General features: G+C 37.1%; 22 protein-coding genes. 19 read left to right on the top strand and 3 right to left on the bottom strand.

Annotated features, from left to right (window positions below; genetic code table 11):
- The first annotated feature begins 81 nt into the window (after window positions 1-81).
- The 10 genes from AC59HC_RS11140 to AC59HC_RS11185 all read left to right on the top strand — a co-directional run bounded on the left by AC59HC_RS11140 (window position 82) and on the right by AC59HC_RS11185 (window position 10972).
- A complete protein-coding gene (locus tag AC59HC_RS11140; protein WP_429812881.1) occupies window positions 82-2010 on the top strand; it encodes an LTA synthase family protein in 1929 nt (642 codons plus the stop codon).
- Window positions 2011-2216: 206 nt separating this feature from the next.
- The gene (locus AC59HC_RS11145) at window positions 2217-2636 is read left to right on the top strand and encodes a DUF2147 domain-containing protein (RefSeq protein ID WP_227943428.1); all 420 of its coding nucleotides are present in this window, start codon (window positions 2217-2219) and stop codon (window positions 2634-2636) included.
- A gap of 54 nt (window positions 2637-2690) precedes the next feature.
- Window positions 2691-2840: a hypothetical protein gene (locus AC59HC_RS11150; protein ID WP_496558605.1), complete on the top strand. Its 150-nt coding sequence runs from the start codon at window positions 2691-2693 to the stop codon at window positions 2838-2840.
- A gap of 20 nt (window positions 2841-2860) precedes the next feature.
- The gene (locus AC59HC_RS11155; protein WP_110007971.1) at window positions 2861-3841 is read left to right on the top strand and encodes a pyruvate dehydrogenase complex E1 component subunit beta; all 981 of its coding nucleotides are present in this window, start codon (window positions 2861-2863) and stop codon (window positions 3839-3841) included.
- A 114-nt stretch (window positions 3842-3955) separates the two neighbouring features.
- On the top strand, window positions 3956-5950 hold the full coding sequence (locus AC59HC_RS11160; protein WP_110007970.1) for a KUP/HAK/KT family potassium transporter: 1995 nt from the start codon (window positions 3956-3958) through the stop codon (window positions 5948-5950).
- A gap of 64 nt (window positions 5951-6014) precedes the next feature.
- A complete protein-coding gene (locus AC59HC_RS11165) occupies window positions 6015-6488 on the top strand; it encodes a Fur family transcriptional regulator (protein WP_002976876.1) in 474 nt (157 codons plus the stop codon).
- Between the two features lie 3 nt (window positions 6489-6491).
- Window positions 6492-8231 (top strand): OstA-like protein, encoded by a 1740-nt coding sequence (locus AC59HC_RS11170; RefSeq protein WP_496558606.1) that lies wholly within the window; start codon window positions 6492-6494, stop codon window positions 8229-8231.
- A gap of 96 nt (window positions 8232-8327) precedes the next feature.
- Complete coding sequence (locus AC59HC_RS11175; RefSeq protein ID WP_496558629.1) at window positions 8328-9503, top strand: aspartate aminotransferase family protein; 1176 nt, start codon at window positions 8328-8330, stop codon at window positions 9501-9503.
- Between the two features lie 188 nt (window positions 9504-9691).
- Entirely contained in the window at window positions 9692-10078 is a 387-nt protein-coding gene (locus AC59HC_RS11180; protein ID WP_034696870.1) for an START-like domain-containing protein, read from the top strand.
- A 78-nt stretch (window positions 10079-10156) separates the two neighbouring features.
- Window positions 10157-10972, top strand: a complete 816-nt coding sequence (locus AC59HC_RS11185) for an aminotransferase class IV (protein WP_496558607.1) — start codon at window positions 10157-10159, stop codon at window positions 10970-10972.
- 85 nt (window positions 10973-11057) lie between these two features.
- Here AC59HC_RS11185 and AC59HC_RS11190 read toward each other — a convergent pair whose 3' ends face one another.
- Together AC59HC_RS11190 and AC59HC_RS11195 are read right to left on the bottom strand one after the other, a co-directional pair.
- Window positions 11058-11642: an N-acetylmuramoyl-L-alanine amidase family protein gene (locus AC59HC_RS11190; protein WP_496558608.1), complete on the bottom strand. Its 585-nt coding sequence runs from the start codon at window positions 11640-11642 to the stop codon at window positions 11058-11060.
- A 103-nt stretch (window positions 11643-11745) separates the two neighbouring features.
- Complete coding sequence (locus AC59HC_RS11195; protein WP_110007966.1) at window positions 11746-12294, bottom strand: YqgE/AlgH family protein; 549 nt, start codon at window positions 12292-12294, stop codon at window positions 11746-11748.
- A 24-nt stretch (window positions 12295-12318) separates the two neighbouring features.
- On the opposite strand from AC59HC_RS11195, the gene pdxH reads away from it, so the two are divergent.
- Window positions 12319-12960, top strand: coding sequence for a pyridoxamine 5'-phosphate oxidase (gene pdxH, locus AC59HC_RS11200; protein ID WP_496558609.1), 642 nt, complete (start codon window positions 12319-12321; stop codon window positions 12958-12960).
- Window positions 12961-13433: 473 nt separating this feature from the next.
- On the opposite strand, the gene AC59HC_RS11205 is transcribed toward pdxH, so the two are convergent.
- Entirely contained in the window at window positions 13434-13724 is a 291-nt protein-coding gene (locus AC59HC_RS11205; RefSeq protein ID WP_002976900.1) for an HU family DNA-binding protein, read from the bottom strand.
- A 399-nt stretch (window positions 13725-14123) separates the two neighbouring features.
- Between AC59HC_RS11205 and panD the strand changes: the two genes are divergently transcribed.
- The 8 genes from panD to AC59HC_RS11245 all read left to right on the top strand — a co-directional run bounded on the left by panD (window position 14124) and on the right by AC59HC_RS11245 (window position 21539).
- Window positions 14124-14474, top strand: coding sequence for an aspartate 1-decarboxylase (gene panD, locus AC59HC_RS11210; RefSeq protein WP_002976902.1), 351 nt, complete (start codon window positions 14124-14126; stop codon window positions 14472-14474).
- 3 nt (window positions 14475-14477) lie between these two features.
- Window positions 14478-15506, top strand: a complete 1029-nt coding sequence (locus tag AC59HC_RS11215) for a lysylphosphatidylglycerol synthase transmembrane domain-containing protein (protein ID WP_395974759.1) — start codon at window positions 14478-14480, stop codon at window positions 15504-15506.
- Between the two features lie 170 nt (window positions 15507-15676).
- Window positions 15677-16252: a TerD family protein gene (locus AC59HC_RS11220; RefSeq protein WP_047420681.1), complete on the top strand. Its 576-nt coding sequence runs from the start codon at window positions 15677-15679 to the stop codon at window positions 16250-16252.
- A gap of 27 nt (window positions 16253-16279) precedes the next feature.
- On the top strand, window positions 16280-16957 hold the full coding sequence (locus AC59HC_RS11225; RefSeq protein ID WP_202841121.1) for a TerD family protein: 678 nt from the start codon (window positions 16280-16282) through the stop codon (window positions 16955-16957).
- Between the two features lie 88 nt (window positions 16958-17045).
- Entirely contained in the window at window positions 17046-17684 is a 639-nt protein-coding gene (locus AC59HC_RS11230; protein WP_110010091.1) for a vWA domain-containing protein, read from the top strand.
- Window positions 17685-17701: 17 nt separating this feature from the next.
- The gene (locus AC59HC_RS11235; protein ID WP_496558610.1) at window positions 17702-18745 is read left to right on the top strand and encodes a TerY-C metal binding domain-containing protein; all 1044 of its coding nucleotides are present in this window, start codon (window positions 17702-17704) and stop codon (window positions 18743-18745) included.
- Window positions 18745-20022, top strand: coding sequence for a PP2C family serine/threonine-protein phosphatase (locus tag AC59HC_RS11240; protein WP_482400187.1), 1278 nt, complete (start codon window positions 18745-18747; stop codon window positions 20020-20022). Before AC59HC_RS11235 ends, AC59HC_RS11240 begins: the two co-directional genes overlap by 1 nt.
- A 5-nt stretch (window positions 20023-20027) precedes the next feature.
- Window positions 20028-21539, top strand: a complete 1512-nt coding sequence (locus tag AC59HC_RS11245) for a helix-hairpin-helix domain-containing protein (protein ID WP_429812912.1) — start codon at window positions 20028-20030, stop codon at window positions 21537-21539.
- The last annotated feature ends 70 nt before the right edge of the window (window positions 21540-21609 follow it).

The following is a 21609-nucleotide window of genomic DNA, read 5'->3' on the forward strand; positions in this document are numbered from 1 at the left end:
AATTACAGTTTTTAAAAATTCTAACTCAAAATAATATGAACTAAAAAACGCATTAAAATGATTTTGATGTAAATTTGCCCCATGAAATTTTTAAAAGGATTTAGAAAACAGGAAGTTCTGGCATTGGTTTACAGGATTTTTCTGGCCTATGTTTTTTATCAGATTGCCAGACTTTTATTCTGGTATTTCAATAAAGATCTGATTAAAGTAGACTCCGTTTCAGAATATATAAAGCTGGCTTTCCATGGTACTGCTTTTGATACCACAGCCATTTTGTATGTTAATGCACTGTTTATATTGCTTAGTTTACTGCCATTGGTCATCAACACAAAGAAAACTTTCCAGAAAGTTCTTTTTTGGCTGTATTTTATTACTAACGGGATTGCTTATGCCATGAACTTCGGAGATTTTATTTACTATAAATTTTCACAGGCAAGGCTTACTTCAGCAGTATTTCAGGTAGCTGAGCACGAATCCAATGTTTCTAAGGTACTGATGATTTCTATCGGACAACATCCTTTCGTACTGATATGGTATATGATCCTGATGATCTTATGGGTTTTCCTTTATAAAAAGGTGAAAGTAGAAGAGGTGAAACCTTTGAAATTACTACCTTATTTTATTACTTCCATTATTACTTTATGTATCACAGCGGTGCTGGTTGTGGGAGGAATCAGAGGAGATTTTAAACACAGTACCAGACCGATTAATATGGTGGATGCAACCCGTTTTGTAACCAATCCTCTGCAGGGTAATATGGTGCTCAACAGTACATTCTCCTTTTTCAGGACTTTAAATACCAATAATTTCAAGGAAGTTCATTTTGTGAGCGAAAAAGATATAGAAGAGTATGTACAGCCTTATAAAGTGTACGACAGAAAAGTAGAGAACCGTCCGAATATTGTTATTTTCATCGTAGAATCTTTCGGGAGAGAATATTCCGGGGCATTTAATAAAGATAAAAATATTAAAGATTACGTTTCTTATACTCCGTTCATGGACAGTCTGGCAACCCAGAGTCTTATTTTTCCGAATACTTTTGCAAACGGCAGACAATCAATTCATGGGATGAGCAGCGTATTGGCAGGAATTCCGAGTCTTACGGATGCATTTACGGGATCACCTTATTCCAATCAGAAAATCCAGTCTATTGTTTCTGTATGTAATGACCTTGGCTATGACACTTCGTTCTATCATGGAGCGCCAAATGGTTCTATGGGATTTCTTGGTTTCGGAAATATATTAGGATTTAAGCATTATTTCGGGAAAACAGAGTATAACCACGATGAAGATTTCGACGGGATGTGGGCGGTCTGGGATGAACCTTTCCTTCAGTATTTTGCAAAAAATGTAGGAAAGAAACAGCCTTTTATGACTACTGTGTTTACGGCTTCATCACATCACCCTTTTAAAATTCCTGAAAAATACAACGGAAAATTTAAAAAGGGAAAAATAGAAATGCATGAACCGATACAGTATACGGATTATGCAATAAAGAAATATTTTGAAACAGCTAAAAAACAGCCTTGGTTCAATAATACGATCTTTGTTTTCACGGGAGATCATACCAACCAGGTCTATTATCCGGAATATGAAAAAGCGATGAACCGTTATGCTGTTCCGTTGATTTTCTATTCTCCGAATCCTGAATACCAGCTTAAAGGAGTCAGCCAGGAAATTGCACAGCAGGCAGATATATATCCTACACTGGCTGACCTTATAGGATATAACAAGCCTATCAGAAGCTGGGGAAGAAGTCTGGTGAGCGATAAGGAATATCCTTTCATTGTTGTGAATTCTGACGGAAGTATGGAGCAGTTCATGATCGGAAATTATATTTATCGTTTTGACGGAAAAGAAATAGTAGGGGTATATGATAAATCTGATCTGGGCCTTGAAAAGAATCTGGTTAATGAGGTTAAAAATCCGGAAGTAGAGCAGGGAAAGAAAACAGCAAAAGCGTGGTATCAGGATTACATGGACAGAGTGATTAACAGGAAACTGTATTAGGGCGAAATGGAAAAAAGGTAAATCTGTAAAATTGCGAAAACATCAACAGGCCGATTGAAATTTAGCTTTTTCGCATTTTAGCGATTTTACTTTTTATATCCTCTTTATGCTTTGTATAATAAAAGTTTTTGTTCGTTGAAAATTAATTTATATTTTTATCAATACGTAGATAAGAATATTGTATTAAAATTAAAACTATAAGAAATATGAAAAAAATATTGTTAACGTTCGCACTTTCTTTATGTGGTGTACTTACATTTGCACAGATAGAAGGTAAGTGGAAGACGATAGATGATGAGACAAAACAGGCAAAATCTATTGTTGAAGTGTACAAAAAATCAGACGGAAAATACTATGGGAAAGTTTCTCAGTTATTAATAAAACCAGCTGAATCAAACTGTACGGCTTGTAAAGATGACAGAAAAGGAAAGCCAATTTTAGGATTGGAAATCATCAGAGGGCTGAAAAAAGACGGCGATGAGTTCACAGGAGGAACCATCACGGATCCCAAAACAGGAAAAACATACAAATGTACCATTACAAGAAGCGGTGATAAACTGAACGTAAGAGGGTATTTGGGATTATCTTTATTAGGAAGAACCCAGATTTGGGAAAAAGCTAATTAATTTAAGTTTAAATAGAATTTTAGATGACATTTCAGAAATGAGATGTCATTTTTTATGAACAAAAAATCTCTGGAAGCGGGAAAATCCACAAGAACGGGACATCAGGAAGAAAAATTTATTTTAAATACAGTTAATATTATGACTTCTCATGGAAATGAAGAGCGTTTTTATGATGTGTATAATAAAAAAACACTACTTTTGTAGTCTAAATTTTTCAAGAAAATATGGCAGAATATACTTTTCGTGAGGTAATTGCACAGGCAATGAGCGAGGAAATGCGTAAAGACGAATCCATCTACCTGATGGGGGAGGAAGTTGCAGAATATAATGGTGCATATAAGGCTTCAAAAGGAATGCTGGATGAATTTGGTCCAAAAAGAATAATTGACACACCCATTGCAGAACTTGGATTTACAGGAATTTCTGTGGGAGCCGCAATGAATGGTAACAGACCCATCGTAGAATTTATGACATTCAATTTCTCATTGGTAGGAATTGATCAGATTATCAATAACGCAGCGAAAATCCGTCAGATGAGTGGCGGACAGTGGAATTGTCCAATTGTTTTCCGTGGGCCTACTGCTTCTGCAGGACAATTAGGAGCTACTCACTCTCAGGCATTTGAAAACTGGTTTGCCAACTGCCCTGGACTTAAAGTGGTGGTACCTTCTAACCCTTATGACGCAAAAGGATTGTTAAAAACAGCGATCCAGGATAATGACCCTGTTATTTTCATGGAATCTGAGCAGATGTATGGAGATAAAATGGAAATTCCTGAAGAAGAATACTACTTACCAATAGGAAAAGCAGATATCAAGAGACAAGGTACAGACGTTACTCTGGTTTCTTTCGGAAAGATCATGAAACTGGCTTTACAGGCAGCAGAAGATATGGCTAAAGAAGGAATCTCTGTAGAAGTTATCGACCTTAGAACTGTTCGTCCTCTTGACTTCGATACAATTTTAGAATCTGTAAAGAAAACAAACAGACTGGTTATTTTAGAAGAAGCTTGGCCATTCGGATCAGTATCTTCAGAAATTACTTATATGGTACAGCAAAAAGCATTTGATTATTTAGATGCTCCTATCAAGAGAATTACTACTCCTGATGCACCTGCACCTTACTCTGCAGCATTATTTGCAGAATGGTTCCCAAAACTTGAAAAAGTAAAAGAGGAGATCAAAAAAGCGATGTACGTAAAATAGTTATAGAAAAAAACTTCCGAAAGGAAGTTTTTTCATTTATTATATTCATGAAGAAAAATTCTTGACGTCATAAAATTAGTATAAATTTGCGCCTTTAAAATAAATTAAGCTGATATGGCAGAAGTTACAGAAGATGGCTACCACTTCGACATAAAGAAACTTTCCTTCATAGGAGTTTTAGTGTCTCTAGGAATTGTTTTTGGAGATATTGGTACCTCTCCGCTTTACGTAATGAAAGCAATTGTGAATGCAAGATCCCAGGGAAGCAATATGCCTTTCAATGAATACATAGAAGGAGCTCTTTCATGTATTATCTGGACCCTTACTTTGCAGACCACAATCAAATATGTGATCATTGCTTTGAGAGCAGACAACAAAGGTGAAGGAGGTATTCTTGCCTTGTTTTCATTGGTAAGAAACCTTAAAAAAGGATGGCTGTACCTTATTGCGATTATTGGTGCTGCGGCACTTATTGCAGACGGAGTAATTACCCCATCACTGACGGTAATGTCAGCTATTGAAGGTCTTGAAATTTATAATCCCCATACTCCTGTTGTTCCAATCACCATCGGAATTCTGATTGCCATTTTTGTGGTACAGCAGTTCGGGACCAGTTTTATCGGAAAATTTTTTGGTCCGGTAATGGTAGTTTGGTTCCTGGTATTGGGAGGCCTAGGAGTGATGCATTTAAGTGAAAACTTTGAGATTTTAAGATCTTTCAACCCTTATTACGCTTATAAGCTCATTGTTAACTCTCCGAGTGCCATTGTCATTCTTGGAGCGGTTTTCCTTTGTACTACCGGAGCAGAAGCACTGTATTCTGACCTGGGACACTGCGGAGCTAAAAACATCAGAGTAAGCTGGGCATTCGTTAAGATCATGCTTATTCTAAACTATCTTGGACAGGGCGCATGGCTTCTGACCAATCATAACAAACCAGGTTTCTCTGTAATAAACCCGTTCTTCGGAATCATGCAGGAATGGATGATCATTCCGGGAGTAATTTTAGCAACAGCCGCTGCAATTATTGCCAGCCAGGCATTGATTACAGGTTCGTTCACCATATTCTCAGAAGCAATGTCTCTTAACCTTTGGCCGAATCAGAAAATTGATTACCCTTCCGGAGTAAAAGGACAGATGTATATTCCAAGAATCAACTGGGGACTTCTTATCCTGTGTATCATTGTCGTTCTGCATTTCAAAGAATCAGGAAAAATGGAAGCCGCTTACGGACTTTCCATTACCGTAACGATGTTGATGACCACCGTTTTATTAGTATTCTGGCTGCTGAAGCATAGAGTAAGCAAGGTTCTGATTCTGGTTTTCGCAATGGTTTACATGGCTATCGAATTAGGATTCTTCAGTGCCAACATCATCAAATTTATGGAAGGTGGATGGATTACCGTTGTATTGGCAGGTTCTATCGGAGTTTCTATGTATGCATGGTACAACGGAAGACTGATCAAAACAAGATTTATCCAGTTTGTGAAAATAGAAAAATATGTGTCTATCCTTAAAGACATGAAGCTGGACGAAACTATTCCGAAATATGCTACCAATCTTGCTTACCTGAGCAGGGCAAAAAGAAATGATGAAGTGGAATCCAAAATTATCTATTCCATCATCAAAAAACAGCCGAAAAGAGCAGATCATTATTTTATCCTGAGTATTGTCAATCAGGAAGATCCCTATACTTTCAGATATACTGTAGACGAGATTCTTCCGGGAACCGTCTATAAGATCAATTTCCTTTTAGGATTTAAAGTAGACCGAAGAATCAACGATTATTTCAATATGGTTCTTAAAGACTTAATGGCGGACGGAACCATTCCTTCAAGAAGCAGCCATCCATCTTTAAGAGCTCATGATATACCGCCGGATCTTAAATATGTCATCATAGATAACACCTATATCAACGATATCCTTTTAACTGTTAAACAAAAGATTACTCTTAACATTTACAACTTTGTGAAGTATATCGGAAGTGACGACTTTAAGGCCTGGGGAGTATCTTCGCACAATGTTGAAGTGGAATCTGCACCGATCACAGAATTAACAGTTTATGACAATAAGATCGAGCAGTCCGGGTATTTCCGTCACAACTCGTAGCCACCTGTATTAACCATACTATCTATTTAAATAAAATTCAATAAATTTGTAGATAATTTTTTTAATGGATACAATACAAAAAGAAAAAAATATAGCTTTGATCAAGGATGTTTTGAGAAACTACTTATTAGAAAAAGGGTTCAGAAACACACCTGAAAGATATACGATATTGGAAGAAATTTATAATATGGATCATCACTTCAATGTTGATGATCTGTATCTTCTGATGATGCAGAAGAAATATCACGTTTCCAAAGCAACGATTTACAACACGATTGAAATTTTCCTTGATGCAGGTTTAATCCGTAAGCATCAGTTCGGAGAAAAGACATTGACTTCTTCGTCTTATGAAAAGTCTTATTTTGACAAACAGCATGATCACCTGGTGATCTACAAAAAAGACTCTGATAAAGAGATTGAGGAAATTATTGAATTCTGTGACCCAAGAATCCAAGGAATCAAAGAAGCCATTGAAGAAGCATTTGGCGTAAAAATTGATTCTCATTCGCTATATTTCTATGGCACTAAGAATGACTAATTAATGAGAATAGCCCTTTTTCTGTTACTCTTTATTTCTACGCTCAACTTTGCGCAGGATAAAATTCCTGTGAAGAGAGATCCTTATCTGCAGGCTCCTTCACCCACTCAGCCTCAACAGGTGAGACCTGAAGATAAAGTAAAGATCATCCACGCAGACGAAATCAAGAAAGATCCTGAAAAATACGACGGGAATCAATATTTTACCGGTCATGTTCAGATAGAACATCAGGGATCCATTCTTACTGCAGATGAAGTAGTTCTGTATAATGAAGAAAACTTTGTAAAAGCAATAGGTAATACAAGACTTCAAAATACAGACGGCTCTGTAATCACAGCAGGAGAAATGGAATATGATGCCAATACCCAGAAAGGTGTTGCCCGAAAAAATGTGGTCCTGACGGATCCTAAACAGACCATAAAAACAGATATTCTGTATTATGATAGGCTGGCTAATCAAGCGTATTTTAATACAGGAGGAACGATCTCGGATGGCCAGAATGTTACCTATGCTAAAGTAGGAACTTATTTTCTCAATACAAGAGTAGTTGACCTTACAGGAAATGTAAAGATTGAAACCCCTCAGTATACTATAGAAGGTCCAAATATCAAACAGAATCAAAACACAAAAATTGCCGATTTTAATGGTCCTACAACCATTACCAGCAAAACCAATCCACGAAACAGAATCTATACGGAAAGAGGAACCTATAAAATGGATTCCAAGGAGGCGTATTTAACCAAAAACTCAAGGATATTTTACAATGAAAAAATCCTTACCGGTGATGATATGTACTACAATCAGATTTCAGGGTTTGGTAAAGCAACAGGCAATGTAACCCTGGATGATCCTAAAGAAAAAAGATACATAAAAGGAGGATACGGAGAAATTTTTGAGAAAAAAGACTCTGCAATGATGACCAAAAGTCCGTATGCTGTAAAAGTGATGGAAAAAGACTCCATTTATTTCGCTGCAGAAAAAATTATCTCTTATCAAAGACCGGACTCACTGGATATCAAAGTGAAGAAAAGCTATCTTAGAGCCTTCAAAAAAGCCCGTATTTATAAATCCAATGCACAGGGAAGAGCAGATTCCATTGCTTTCAACGAAACAGACGGAATCATGCATATGTATACCAACCCGATTCTTTGGAGCGGTGAAAAGCAGGTAACCGGAGATAAAGTAGAAGCCTACTTCAATACCAAAACGGAAGATATTGATTCCTTAAAAGTAATTGGAAATGCCTTTGCCATCAGTAAAGTAGACTCCCTGAACCTGAAAGATGAGTTCAATCAGGTGAAAGGGAAATTCATGACGGTGTACTATGAGAAAAATGCTATTAAAGAAGCAAGAGTAGTTGGAAACGCCCAATCTATCGTCTATGTTGATGATACCGATCAGGAAACCAAAAAACCGGAAAGAATAGGGATTACCTTGTCTACCTGCGGAATTATCGGAGCATTGTTTGAAGAAAGAGCATTACAGATTATTTCCTGCAGTATCGGAGCTGTTTCCGATACCTATCCGATGAGTATGATAGAGCCGTCAAAAAGAAAATTCCCGGATTTTAACTGGAATACCAAAGACAGGATCCGGAAATGGCAGGACATCCTTGTAGACACTCCGAATAACGAAGAAATACAATATACAGCAGATAATGAGCTCTTCGATAAAGCACAGAAAGCCATAGATGATGAAAAGGCCAAAGAAGAAGCTAAAAAACCTAAACGTACCAGAAAATAACAGAAAGACCAGTAAAATGCTGGTCTTTTTTGTGGATTAATTTTAACGTTTAATGAATCTTTTATAGCTTTGCTGAAATTTTTGGAGACAATGGAAATGCATAAAGATTTTTTTACATATCAGGCTCAAACCACAAAATTTGCTGCAGGTTTTGAAGTGGAGAAAGCGGTAGGAAGCTATATTTACGGTACAGACGGAAAAAGATATCTTGACTTTGTAGCAGGAGTTTCTGCCAATACGCTGGGACATTCACATCCTAAAATTGTGGATGCCATCAAAGAACAGACCGATAAATACCTTCACGTCATGGTGTATGGCGAATATGCACAGGAAAAACCTGTCGCATTATGCAGATTGCTTGCAGAAGCTAGTCCGGATCCTTTAGAAGTTACTTATCTTGTGAACAGTGGTGCAGAAGCCATTGATGGAAGCTTAAAGCTGGCTAAAAGATATACCGGAAGAGAAGAAATCGTTTCCTTTAAAAACTCTTACCATGGAAATACCCACGGCGCTTTGAGTGTTTCAGGAAATGAAACTCACAAGAGAGAATTCCGTCCTTTATTACCGATGGTTTCTTTTATTGAATTTAACAATGAAGAAGACTTCGATAAAATTACAGAAAAGACGGCTTGTGTTATCCTTGAAACCATTCAGGGAGCAGCAGGATTTTTGGTACCGGATAACGATTACCTGATCAAACTGAAGAGAAGATGTGAAGAAGTAGGAGCGCTTTTAATTTTAGACGAAATACAGCCGGGATTTGGAAGAACAGGGAAGTTATTCTCTTTCGAGCACTTTGGTATCGTTCCTGATATTCTTGTCATGGGTAAAGGAATGGGAGGCGGTGTTCCTGTAGGAGCTTTTATGAGTTCCAGAGAAATCATGGAAACGCTTTCACATTCTCCTAAATTGGGTCACATTACTACTTTTGGAGGAAACCCGTTGATTGCGGCCGCAAGTTATGCAACATTGAAAGAAGTGCTGGAAAGCGGCTTAATGAATGAAGTAGAGGAAAAAGAAAAATTGTTCAGAGAACTTTTGGTTCATCCTAAAATCAAAAATATCAACGGTAAAGGGCTGATGCTTGCCGTGAACTTAGGAACTCCTGAATACACACTGGAAGTAGCTAAAAAATGCATGGATAAAGGGCTTATTGTTTTCTGGCAATTGTACAGAAATGAATACCTGAGAATCTCTCCGCCTCTTACATTATCTCTGGATGAAATAAGAGAAGGGTGTCAGATTATTCTCGATATACTGAATGAAAACTAAAGATAAAATCTCTCCGGAAAGGAGAGATTTTTTTATGTCTTGCATGGTAACTTTTAGCTTTAAAACTTACCATCACAGGGATTTAAATCCAGTGATAAATATCATGCAGATTCTATAAAAAAGTAATTGTTTTTTTGCGTAATAAAAAAATTAATTTATATATTGCGGGACGATAAAACAAAGATTATATGGCGAAACATAAAGTCCATTACGAATTTCCAATGCACTGTTTATCAGAGATTTTATATGAATATCTGGCGACTGCAGAGGGATTGTCTGAATGGTTTGCGGATGAGGTAACAGAGAAAGGCGATGATTTCTTTTTTAGCTGGGGTGGAGGTCCTGCTGAGAAGGCCACTTTGATCAGATATAAGCCTGAAGGTTTCGTGCGTTTCAGATGGGAAGAAGATGAAGGAACAAAAAATTTCTTTGAAATGACGATCACTATCGATGATATTACAGAAGATCTTGCTTTAAATATTACAGACTTCTGTGAAGAAGGTGATGAAGAGGAAAATGCAATGTATTGGGAAAATCTTATCGAAAACCTGAGAATAAAACTGGGTGCGGCATAATACCGGGCTATATGAAATGATAAAACTGATGAACGATTTATCGTTCATTATTTTTTTGTAAATAAATTACATCAAAAATTGGAAAATCAATATTTTACATCAGACGAGTTACATGTAAAGAACAGAGCTTTTCTTTGGGGAGACTCAGTAAAAGTTTCTTTCTTTCTAAGAAATGGTGGATTGATCATGGACGAAGAATGCTATTTTTTTCTGATGGCTTCCATGAGAAAGATGAGACTGAATATTCCTTTGACTTACACGCTGGAGTTTTTCCAGACCCTTTTTCAAAAAGAAATTATTGAAGGCAAAGGAATAAGCAATGGAATTATCAATTTCCAGGTGTTCAGAAATAATGATGGAATGACATTGGCAAAATCTTCAGTTTCCTATTTTTACGAGGTGACGGAAATGGCTGATGTGCTTGTTGTTCATCAAAGACCTCTGGAATTGGATTTGATTAAGGAAATTAATGTTAATAACAACCTTTTGAGCAATATCCGGGTTCACTGTCCGGAAAACATTTACGGAGTGATCTATGCGCAGGAAAATGATCTTGACGATGTGATCCTTCTGAATCCAAATAAAAGAATAGCACGTACCACTGCCGGAAATCTTCTCTTTTTAGAAGGTGATGTTATCAAAGTACCAAAGCAGACGGAAGGAGCTTACATTTCTCCTTTGATGGAAAACTTTGTTACTTTTTTACATAAAAATAATCTTGCAGATATTCAGGAACACGAGATTATCGCATTTGAATCTCAGAAGGCTGAAGAAATTTTAATGATTTCTGATGAGAAAGGTATGTTTTCTGTAGGTAAGATAAGAAACAAGACTTTTGAAACCTCGCGTTTCTCCGGATTGGTAGAAAGCTGGAAGAAAAGTTTTAATTCATAAAAATTGACAAACCCGGTAAACAACAAAGTTCCAGAAGTCCTTTACCGGGTTTTATTCTGAGTAAAATCAGAAATTGTTTCTTTATTTAATATTCGTTGATAATCTCAACAAATTTTTGTGCGATTTCTTTCTGCCCTTTCTCACTGGTAATATAATTCCTGTTATCGGAATTATTGATAAAACCAAGTTCTACCAATACAGCAGGTGCTTTGGTTTCTCTTAGCATATGAAGATTTTGGCGTTCTTCAATTTTACGGGCATTGAATTTCTTATAGATTTTTCCGGCCAACTCCTTTGATACGTCAGAATTCTGAACGTAAACTTCAAATCCGTTGTCAGATCTCTCCTTCTGAGGAGAACTGTTAACGTGAAGAGAAATGACCATTTCAGGGTTCAGCTTATTGATCTGATCTGTTCTTTCAGCAAGGGTAGGAGAACTGTCTGCATCCCTTGTTAAAATAACCTCATACTTATCCTGGCTTTCATTGATTTTCCGGATTTCCTTAGCAATGCTTAATGCAATATTTTTTTCCAGAATTTCACCATAAGCAGCCCCAAAATCATTTCCGCCATGTCCGGCATCAATGACAATGTATTTTTTGCTGATAGGAGTAAATGATAAAAACGCTGTAGAAAATATTGATAAAGCAAGTAGTGTAATACCTTTCATATCAGTGATTTTAGTTTTTCAAAGAACGGAAAAACTTTCTTTAAAATTGGTTAAAAGAATCTTAAAGTTTGTTAATTATCAGAATGATACGAAAAATATACTTTTAGTTCAGGGAAATATCTTCAGGGGAGTTGGCCCAGAGAAGAAATTCTCCTCCAAGATTCTGCATAATAGATTTCCAGAGTGTCTGATCATTGGGAAGCGTATAATCAAGATTATAAACATCCACTACTGTCCACATTTTCCTTTGAACTTCAGTATCCAGCTGATGAGAAGACCATCCGGAATATCCTGAAAATATTTTGATGTGGTTGATATCCAGTTCACTGCTTAAAACCGCATTAATGATCCGTTCAATATCTTCTGTAAGATAGTATTCATCAGTAATGTCTGTATAGATCTCTGTAACTCTTTTGCCTTTTACAATGAAAAACACCTTGTCGTTTTCTACAGGTCCTCCATCATATACCTCAATTTTAAAGTCAAAAAAATCTTTGAATTTGCTACTCATCTGGCTGTTCTTTTTATTCAATATCAAACCAAATGCACCACTTTCATTATGTTCAATAACCAATACTACCGATCTTGAAAAAATATCGCCGGAAATGTCGGGTGTCGAGATTAATATTTTACCTTTGTATGAGTGATTCATACTCAAATTTAATAAAAAATATTTATGGAAAACCTGCACGACAGAAGAAAAGTGTACGAGAAATCCCAACTTATTGAAAGTGAGATAAAACAAAATCCAATTGAACAGTTCAGAGACTGGTTTTTGGATGCCAATGAGAGCCCGATGATCTCAGAAGCTAATGCTATGGCGGTTTCTACAGTGGAAGAAGATGGGTGCCCAAGAACAAGAATGGTACTGCTTAAAGCATATACCCACGAAGGATTTATTTTTTATACCAATTATAACAGCAGAAAAGGAAAAGCAATAGAAAACAACCATAAAGCCTGCCTGCATTTTTTCTGGCCTAATCTTGAAAGGCAGATTATCATCAAAGCTGATCTTGAAAAGGTGGCAGAAAACCTTAGCGACGGTTATTTCCATTCAAGACCGAAAGGAAGTCAGTTAGGAGCTGTTGTTTCGCCGCAAAGTCAGGAGATTCCCAATAGAGAATTTCTGGAAGATAAATTAAAAGAGCTTGAAAAGGAGTATGAAAATAGGGAAGTTCCAAGACCAGCCCACTGGGGCGGATATCTTGCCAGACCTTATGAAATTGAATTCTGGCAGGGAAGACCTAATCGTCTTCATGACAGGATTATTTATGAGCTTGAAGATCTTGACTGGAAAATCTCGAGACTGGCTCCGTAATGGGAAGTTAGAAGTTAGAAGTTAGAAGTTAGAAGTTAGAAGTTAGAAGTTAGAAGTGGCGGTTTTTAATAGGAGATAAGGCGCTTGAAAAATTTGTAATATCAATAGAAGCGGGCTTTAGCCCGCTTATTTTATGTGTACAATGATAGAGGATTTAACCACAATTTAGTTTTCAGCTGCTTACTGTAGCTTTTTTAGGTTTGGTTAAAGCCATCGGAATTGAATATTTATCTTTTAAACGGACTAAGCCCGTTCCTATCGAATGATTATACTTTTCAAAATATCATAGGCTTCCACTATCAATAGAAGCGGATTTTAGCCCGCTTATTTTTATTAGATATATGATACGGCTTTAGCCAAAACTTAATATTTCTAAACCCTTAAAACTTCTTAATGGTTTAATTTTCTATCATTATTGAACATAAAAAAGGCTGTTTCTAAGAAACAGCCCTGAATTTTTGTAATCTGAATGATTATTTTTTCTTAGCACCTGAAACTGCATTTGATAAATCAGCTCCAGCTTTGAATTTAGCAACTTTTTTAGCAGCAATTTTGATCGGTTTTTTAGTTGCAGGGTTAATACCTTGTCTAGCCGCTCTCTCAGCTACTGAGAAAGTACCAAAACCTACTAAAGAAACTTTTCCGTCTTTTTTCTTTAATGTAGTTGTAACGTTACCAATGAAAGACTCTAGAGCAGCTTTTGCTGCAACTTTAGTGATACCTGCATCTTTTGCGATTGCGTCGATTAATTCAGACTTGTTCATAATTTTTAATATTAAAGTTAGTTCGTAATTATAGCAAATATAGTACTATTTTCTAATTGTGCAATTTTTTTATTAAAACTTGTGCAATTTTTTTGCATTTCACTGAAATCAGTTAAAATATGATAATTCCACTTTTCACAGAAAATCTACGTTACAGGTTACTAAAATCATGCCAAATGCTTATGTGTATTGACTTTAGCAAAAAGTTAATATTATTTTTCGTATTTATTAAATCCTAAATTGTGTATGAAGAATTAATTTTTTTGACCATATGATTATTAAATTTATAAGTAATTTTTATATTTCTTGTGTTTTGTTAAATTAAACACCTGTGTTTGTGGGAGTTTTAAAATGATAATAAACGCCTGTTTTATTAATTTTTATTAATAAATTTGCAACATGTTAATAGAAGTTTTCAAGTCTAAGATTCATAGGGTGAGAGTAACTGCCTCTGACCTTAATTATATAGGGAGTATAACGATCGATGAAGATCTTATAGAAGCTGCCGGTCTGGTAGTGGGAGAAAGAGTCTATATCGTGAATGTGAACAACGGAGAACGTTTTGATACCTACGTGATCAAAGGGAAAAGAAAATCAGGTGAAGTATGTCTGAATGGTCCTGCAGCAAGAAAAGTACAGAAAGATGATATCATTATCATCATTGCCTATGCTCAGATGACTCCGGAAGAAGCAAAAGACTTCCAGCCAAAAATCGTTTTCCCGGATGAAAAAACAAATCTTCTTACGTAGTACATGGAGAAAATATCAAAAAGTCCGGTAAAATCAATACTTACAATAGTAATATCGCTTGCTTTTGCAGGCTTTTTTTTATGGCTTGCCTTAAGAGGTCTGGATTTTAAAGTCATTCAAAAGTCATTGGCAAAAGCTAATTATATCTGGGTATTGTTTGCTTCCGTATTTGGTCTTCTGGCGTACTGGTTCAGAGCGATACGCTGGAATCTGATGCTGGAGCCGATGGGACACAGAATTTCCAATTCCAATGCGCTTTGGTCCATCTCATTTGGTTATCTGATGAACCTTACAATTCCCAGAAGTGGCGAAGTAGCAAGGGCAACCGCTTTATATGGGGTGGAAAAAGTACCTGTAGATAAATCTTTCGGAACTATTATTCTGGAAAGGGTAGTAGATCTGATCTGTATGCTTGGTTTCTTAGGACTGACGTTATTGTTTAAATACGAAGCCATTCTGTCATTCTATAAAAACTCAGGAATAACAATGAATCCCAACAAGATCATACTGGTTCTTTCTATTCTGATTGCAGGAACAGTTTTGTTCTTTGTATTTAAAAAGAAACTTTCAGGAATTCCTTTTTTAGGAAAAGTGGTTAGCTTTATTGACGGGATTTTTCAGGGGATAACTTCCATCTTTAAATTAAAAGAAAAAGGGAAATTCATTCTTTATACATTAGGAATCTGGATTTGCTATTACTTTGCTGCATATCTGGTATGTTTTGCTCTTCCTGAAACTTCAGCATTTACCTTTGCAGACGGTTTCTTTATTATTGTAGTAGGAACATTAGGAATGATTATCCCTGCCAGTGGAGGAATCGGAGCGTATAACCTTGCCATGAAGTATGGTTTTATGGCGCTGTTTATTTCAGTAGGGAAAAGTGCAGATTTTGGCGGTGAAATGGGACTTACGTACTCCTTTATTTCTTTACCGCTGCAGATTGTGATTATGCTGGTGATGGGATTAATTTCCATTCCCATGCTGGCAAAAGCAAGAAATGCTGCTGTTTCAGATAAAGAATTTGAAAATTAATTCAATACATTTTATATAATACAAGGTTCAATTTTTTAATTGGACCTTTTTATTTTGTGGCTTAAATTCTTTTAATTGAGTTGTATAAAATATTTTTTTAATGAATAAATTTGGTCAGTTCATAAATCACTTCTATCTTAATGCAAAAAATAATCATAATATAAAACACTATGGCAATTAATCTACAGAAAGGACAAAAGATCGAGATAGGATTGACGAAAATGACGATTGGATTAGGCTGGGATCCGAATGAAGGAACCGGCTACGATTTTGACCTGGATGCTTCTGCAATCATGATTGATTCTGACAGAAAATTAGTAAGCGAAGAATACTTCGTTTTTTACAATAACTTAAATTCTCCGGATGGAGCCCTTATCCATACAGGAGATGATCCGAGTGGTAAAAACAGTGATGGTGACGATGATGAAGCGATCATTATAGACCTGGATAAAGTAGATTCAAGAGTAGAAGAGATCCTTTTTGTGGTAACCATAGAAGACTTTGAAAGAAGAAGACAGAATTTCGGACAGGTAAGAAATTCCTATATCAGAGTAGTAGATAACCATTCAAACCAGGAGATTGCAAAATACGAACTGGATGAGGATTTTTCTATTGAAACCGGTGTAGAATTCGGAAGACTGTACAAAAGAAACGGAAGCTGGAAGTTTGAAGCTTCAGGAATAGGATACAGAGCAGATCTTGGCTTCTTTCTTGAAAAATACTACAAAGGGCAAATCATCAAATAAAATATCAGATACACAAAAACTATAACTATGGCAATTAATTTACAGAAAGGACAAACGATAGATTTAAGAAAGAATGACCGCGGCGAAAGCGTGTATGATCTTTCAAAAGTAACCATCGGCTTAGGATGGGACGTAAGAAAGCAGGGAGGTGGATTTTTTGGAAAACTATTCAGTAAAGAAGCAGAATACGACCTTGATGCAGTAGCATTTCTTTTAGATGGCAACGGAAAAGTAGCCAATTTGGGAAGAACGGTACAGACCAATGACGGAAGACAGATGGGGCTTTACCAGGGAGATGTGGTTTTCTTCAACTCCATGCAGCATCCAAGCGGAAATGTATGGCTTACCGGAGACAATAGAACCGGAGCAGGAGATGGAGATGATGAACAGATCATTGTAAGATTGGATCAGCTGGATCAGAGTTATCAGAAAATTGTATTCCTGGTTACCATTTATCAGGGAAGAACCAATAACCAGCACTTCGGAATGATTGAAAATGCATTTATCCGTGCTGTAGATGCTACAGGAAAAGAAATTACAAAATACAGCCTTTCCGGTGATTCAAGTATGAATGGTAAATGTGCAATGGTTTTTGCAGAAGCATACCGCCACAACGGAGACTGGAAATTCCGTGCTGTGGGAGAACCACACAATACAGATAATTTTATCGATATTCTGAGACAGCAATACGCATATTCCAACTAGATTCTCAAATTTTTATCAAATCATAATAAAAGCCGTCGGCGGAAGTCGAAGACTTCCGCCGACGGCTTCGAATTAATACTTGTCTATAATGAGCAGGAGATTATTAGCTTATTTTTTATTAGATACTTCAGGTTCCATGAACGGAGAGCCTATTCAGGCACTGAATAATGGATTCAACGGCCTTATCAGTATGCTCCGTGCAGATCCGCAGGCAATGGACAGTCTGCATTTGAGTGTTATTACCTTCGATAGAGATGTTAAAAATATGATACCCTTAACAGACCTGGCGAGCTTTTATCCCATGGAAATTACCTGTCCGGATAGTGGTCCGACGCATACAGGAGCAGCCCTGGAAATGGTTTCAGAATTGATGCAGAAGGAAATTGTAAAAGAATCTGCCGATACAAAGGGAGACTGGCAGCCGCTGCTTTTTATATTTACGGATGGAAAACCTTCGGATATTCAGAAATACAGGCAGATGATCCCGGTGATCAGAGGACTGGAATTTGGTGCTATCGTAGGATGTGCAGCAGGCCCGAAAGCTGATGAAAAGTTTCTGAAGGAACTCACAGATCATGTGGTAAAGCTTGATACTACGGATGCCATTACCCTCTCTTCCTTTTTCAAATGGGTGAGTTCTTCCATTACGCAGGGAGGACAATCTCAGAATACAGGAGAAAACATCACATTACCTCCGCCACCATCGGAGCTTACTATTATTATTTAAAAAATTGTCTTTACAGCATGAGAAGACTGCCTATTTATTTTTTAGTAGACGTCTCCGAATCTATGGTAGGAGAACCTATTGAGCAGGTACAGGAAGGGATCGCCAATATCATCAGGGAATTAAAAAAAGATCCTTATTCACTTGAAACTGTCTACATTTCCGTGATTGGTTTTGCGGGAGAAGCTGAAATCATTACGCCGATGCAGGATATTATCAGTTTTTATCCGCCTAAAATTCCGGTCGGAAGTGGTACATCACTTTCCCAGGGTTTAATTAAACTAATGGATTGTATTGACAGGGATATTGTGAAAACAACGTATGAAAGAAAAGGCGACTGGAAACCTATAGTGTTTCTTTTTACAGACGGAGTGCCCACTGATGATGCGACCAAAGCCATTGAAAGATGGAATAACAAATACAACGGAAAATCTAACACTATTGCTGTTTCTATTGGAGAAAATACCAATTATAAACTTCTCGGATCTCTGGCAGACCATGTTTTACTGTTCAATAATTCTGATGAGAATTCTTACAAAGAGTTTTTCAAATGGGTAACAGATTCTATTAAAACAACCAGCCAGAGTGTCACAGAAGCCAAAAAAGAAGGAATTAATTTGTCTAAAATAGATTCCATGATTCTGGAGAAAGTAGATCCAGAAATGGAACAGAGATTCCCGGATAATAATTTTGTAGTATTGAACGGAAAATGCCAGGAAACGGAAAAGCTTTATCTGATGAAGTTTAAAAAAGCATTCGCAGAATCAAGCATACCGGGAATGGCTACAAGATATTACAGACTGGACGGAGCATATAAAATTGATGAAAAAGCCTACTACAGACTTTCTTCCAATCAGAAAATGTATCTTAAAATCAATATAGAAGAACTGGATGGAGGTACTTCATGTCCTCATTGTGCCAATCCTATTGCATTGGCCACCTGCTCTTGCGGAGGTATACACTGTCTGAGAGGAGAAGGGTACAGCAAATGTCCGTGGTGCGGAACTTCGGATTATTACGGATTTTCCGGAGGAGGATTTGATATTAACCGAACTTTGGGCTAATGATGGGCAAATTTTTCAGGAAGTCTGCCGCAGAATCCAAGTCAAAGACGATGGAACAAGCTGTTGTTTTTAAAGAAAAAGAAGAGTTCAAAGATGCTCATTGGATATTGAAAAATGCCAGTGCAAAGCAGTTCTATGAATTCACTTTCGATATGGAAGATTTCCCGAACATAAAGATTCAGAATATTGGAAACATTGAAGAAACAGGGCTTACTTTTGAAAACAATACAATCTCAGGAATCCCGGTTACCAATAATATGTATCATCTGGATATTCAGTTTTATCATATTCACGATCAGCATCAGATGGAGACTAAGAAAATACAACTCTTCGTTAACGCAGATCCCAAAGACTTATGGAAGAATATTCCAAGCGATACAAACGCAGCTTTTTATAAACCGGAAGAAGACTCATTGAAAGGTTCTTTTTCAGACAAAAAAATTGTGGTGGCTTCCAAAAGAGGACGTTCCCATGCGCATGAAGGCAAATTTCGTGAAGACGATTTTGCTGTAAATAGGCTTTCCGATGGCTGGAATATTATTGCTGTTTCAGATGGAGCGGGCTCAGCAAAAGCTGCAAGAGAAGGTTCCAGACTGGCAACAGAAACGATCAACCGGTTTTTTAACTCAAAGGAGACTTTAAACCAGATTGAAAATAACGTCAGCATGCTGTATAACGGCCAATCTTTCGTAGAAAATGAGTCAGAATCTAAACAGAATATCATCAATATCTTATCGGAAGGTGTTTTACATGTTTATCAAACACTGGAAAAAACAGCAGTGGAAAATGATTTTTCAGTAAATGATCTGCATGCAACCCTTATTTTTATTTTGCTTAAAAAGTACAGCTTCGGATATGTTGTGCTGAGTTTTGGAGTGGGAGATTGCCCGATCAATCTTATTAACACGGATTTTTCTGAAGTTAAGCTTTTAAACCGGATGGATGTGGGAGAATTTGGTGGAGGGACACGTTTCATCACCATGAAAGAAATTTTTAATGATACAATAGCTTCCCGTTTTCAGATCACCTGTGTAGAAGATTTTTCTTATCTGGTGTTGATGACAGATGGCATTTATGATCCTAAATTTACCACCGAAAATAAACTGGAAGACACAGAAAGCTGGAAAGCACTTTTTGAAGACCTAGCCGGGAATAATGATGACAGGGCGAAAGTAGATTTTATCAACGATGAAAAGATTGATGAAGAACTTTTAATCTGGAGCGATTTCTGGAGCAGAGGAAATCATGATGACCGTACATTGGCAATAATCTATTAATACGAATGAAAAAGACCATTAAGGTTGTCTCTGTTCTGGATACAGCCAAATCCTATGAATACGTAGATGAAAACCCTATCCGGGGCGGGGTGAAGGATGTTTATTTTTCGCCTGATAAAGAATATGTAGTTGCTTTTTACCGGAATCCGCTGGATGAAGGACAAAAAGAAAGAATCATGAGAATTGTTTCCACTTATCTGCAAAGTTTACAGAGTGGAAATGCTTCAGAGTACTTTCTGAACGAAATATTCAGATGGCCTTATGATATTGTTGAAAGAAATAAACTAACGGGAATTGTAGTTCCTGTTTATCACCATAAATTTTATTTTGCCAAAGGTTATATCGGTTCGGATAATATCCAGGGACAGGATAAAGTGGGGAAGTGGTTTACCGCTCCCATGTTCCGGAATCAGCAGTATCCGTTGAGACTGGATCGGTCAGAATTGGGAGATTGGCTGAGCTATTTTCAGATTGCAGTCAATATCAGCAGAGGAGTGAAAAAGCTGCATCAGATGGGACTGGCACACTCCGATTTGTCTTATAACAATATTCTGGTAGATCCCGTTACAAAATCTGCCTGTATTATCGATATTGACGGTCTTGTGGTTCCCAGACTCTTTCCACCGGAAGTCATAGGAACCGCCGACTTTATTGCGCCTGAAGTTTTAAAAACCCAACATCTGAAACTTCAGGATCCGGACAGGCATTTACCCAATCAAAAAACAGACCTGCATGCTCTTGCGGTTCTCATTTATATGTATCTGCTAAGAAGGCATCCGCTGCGTGGAGGTAAAATCTGGGATCTGGATTCTGAAAAAGATGAAATTCTGTCCATGGGAGAAAAAGCAATGTTTGTAGAACATCCGCAAAATAATTCCAACCATGTGAAGTCCGATCATCTCAGAAAATGGGATGCATTCTGGGGCGACCCTCAGAAAATTCCTTATACGGTTACAGGCCCTTATATTTCAGAATTGTTCAGAAAGACATTCGTTGATGGATTACATGATCCCATCAGACGTCCCACTGCCAATGAATGGGAAACAGCTTTGTTGAAAACCGTAGATCTGATCCAACCATGTCTTAATCCGGATTGTACAGAAAAATGGTACGTCTTTGATAATACGAGTAATCCCAAATGCCCGTTTTGCGGAACACCACATCAGGGAACATTACCCGTTTTAGACTTATATTTTAAATTTGATGATGAGGTATGGAAACCGGAAAATCACAGGCTCATGGTTTATCATAATCAGTATCTTTTCAAATGGCATGTTTCCAGGAAAGTGATACGCAACGAGAATCTGACGATGCAGGATAAAATGCCGGTAGGATATTTTACGTTCCACCAGGGAAGATGGGTATTGGTCAACCAAAGCTTATCAGGAATGAAGGATGTCACAGAACAGAAAGAAATTCCACCAGGCTCTATGGTAGAACTCACTGATGGTAAAAAAATATTGTTATCTGCAGAAGAAGGCGGAAGATTGATTTACGTAACCATGGCAAACCAGTAAAGACTAACGGATAATCAAGGCTTATTTCCGGAGTGTCATTCTGATGGAACGAAATGTAATGAAGAATCTC

This window comes from Chryseobacterium sp. DZ-32 (assembly GCF_059587025.1).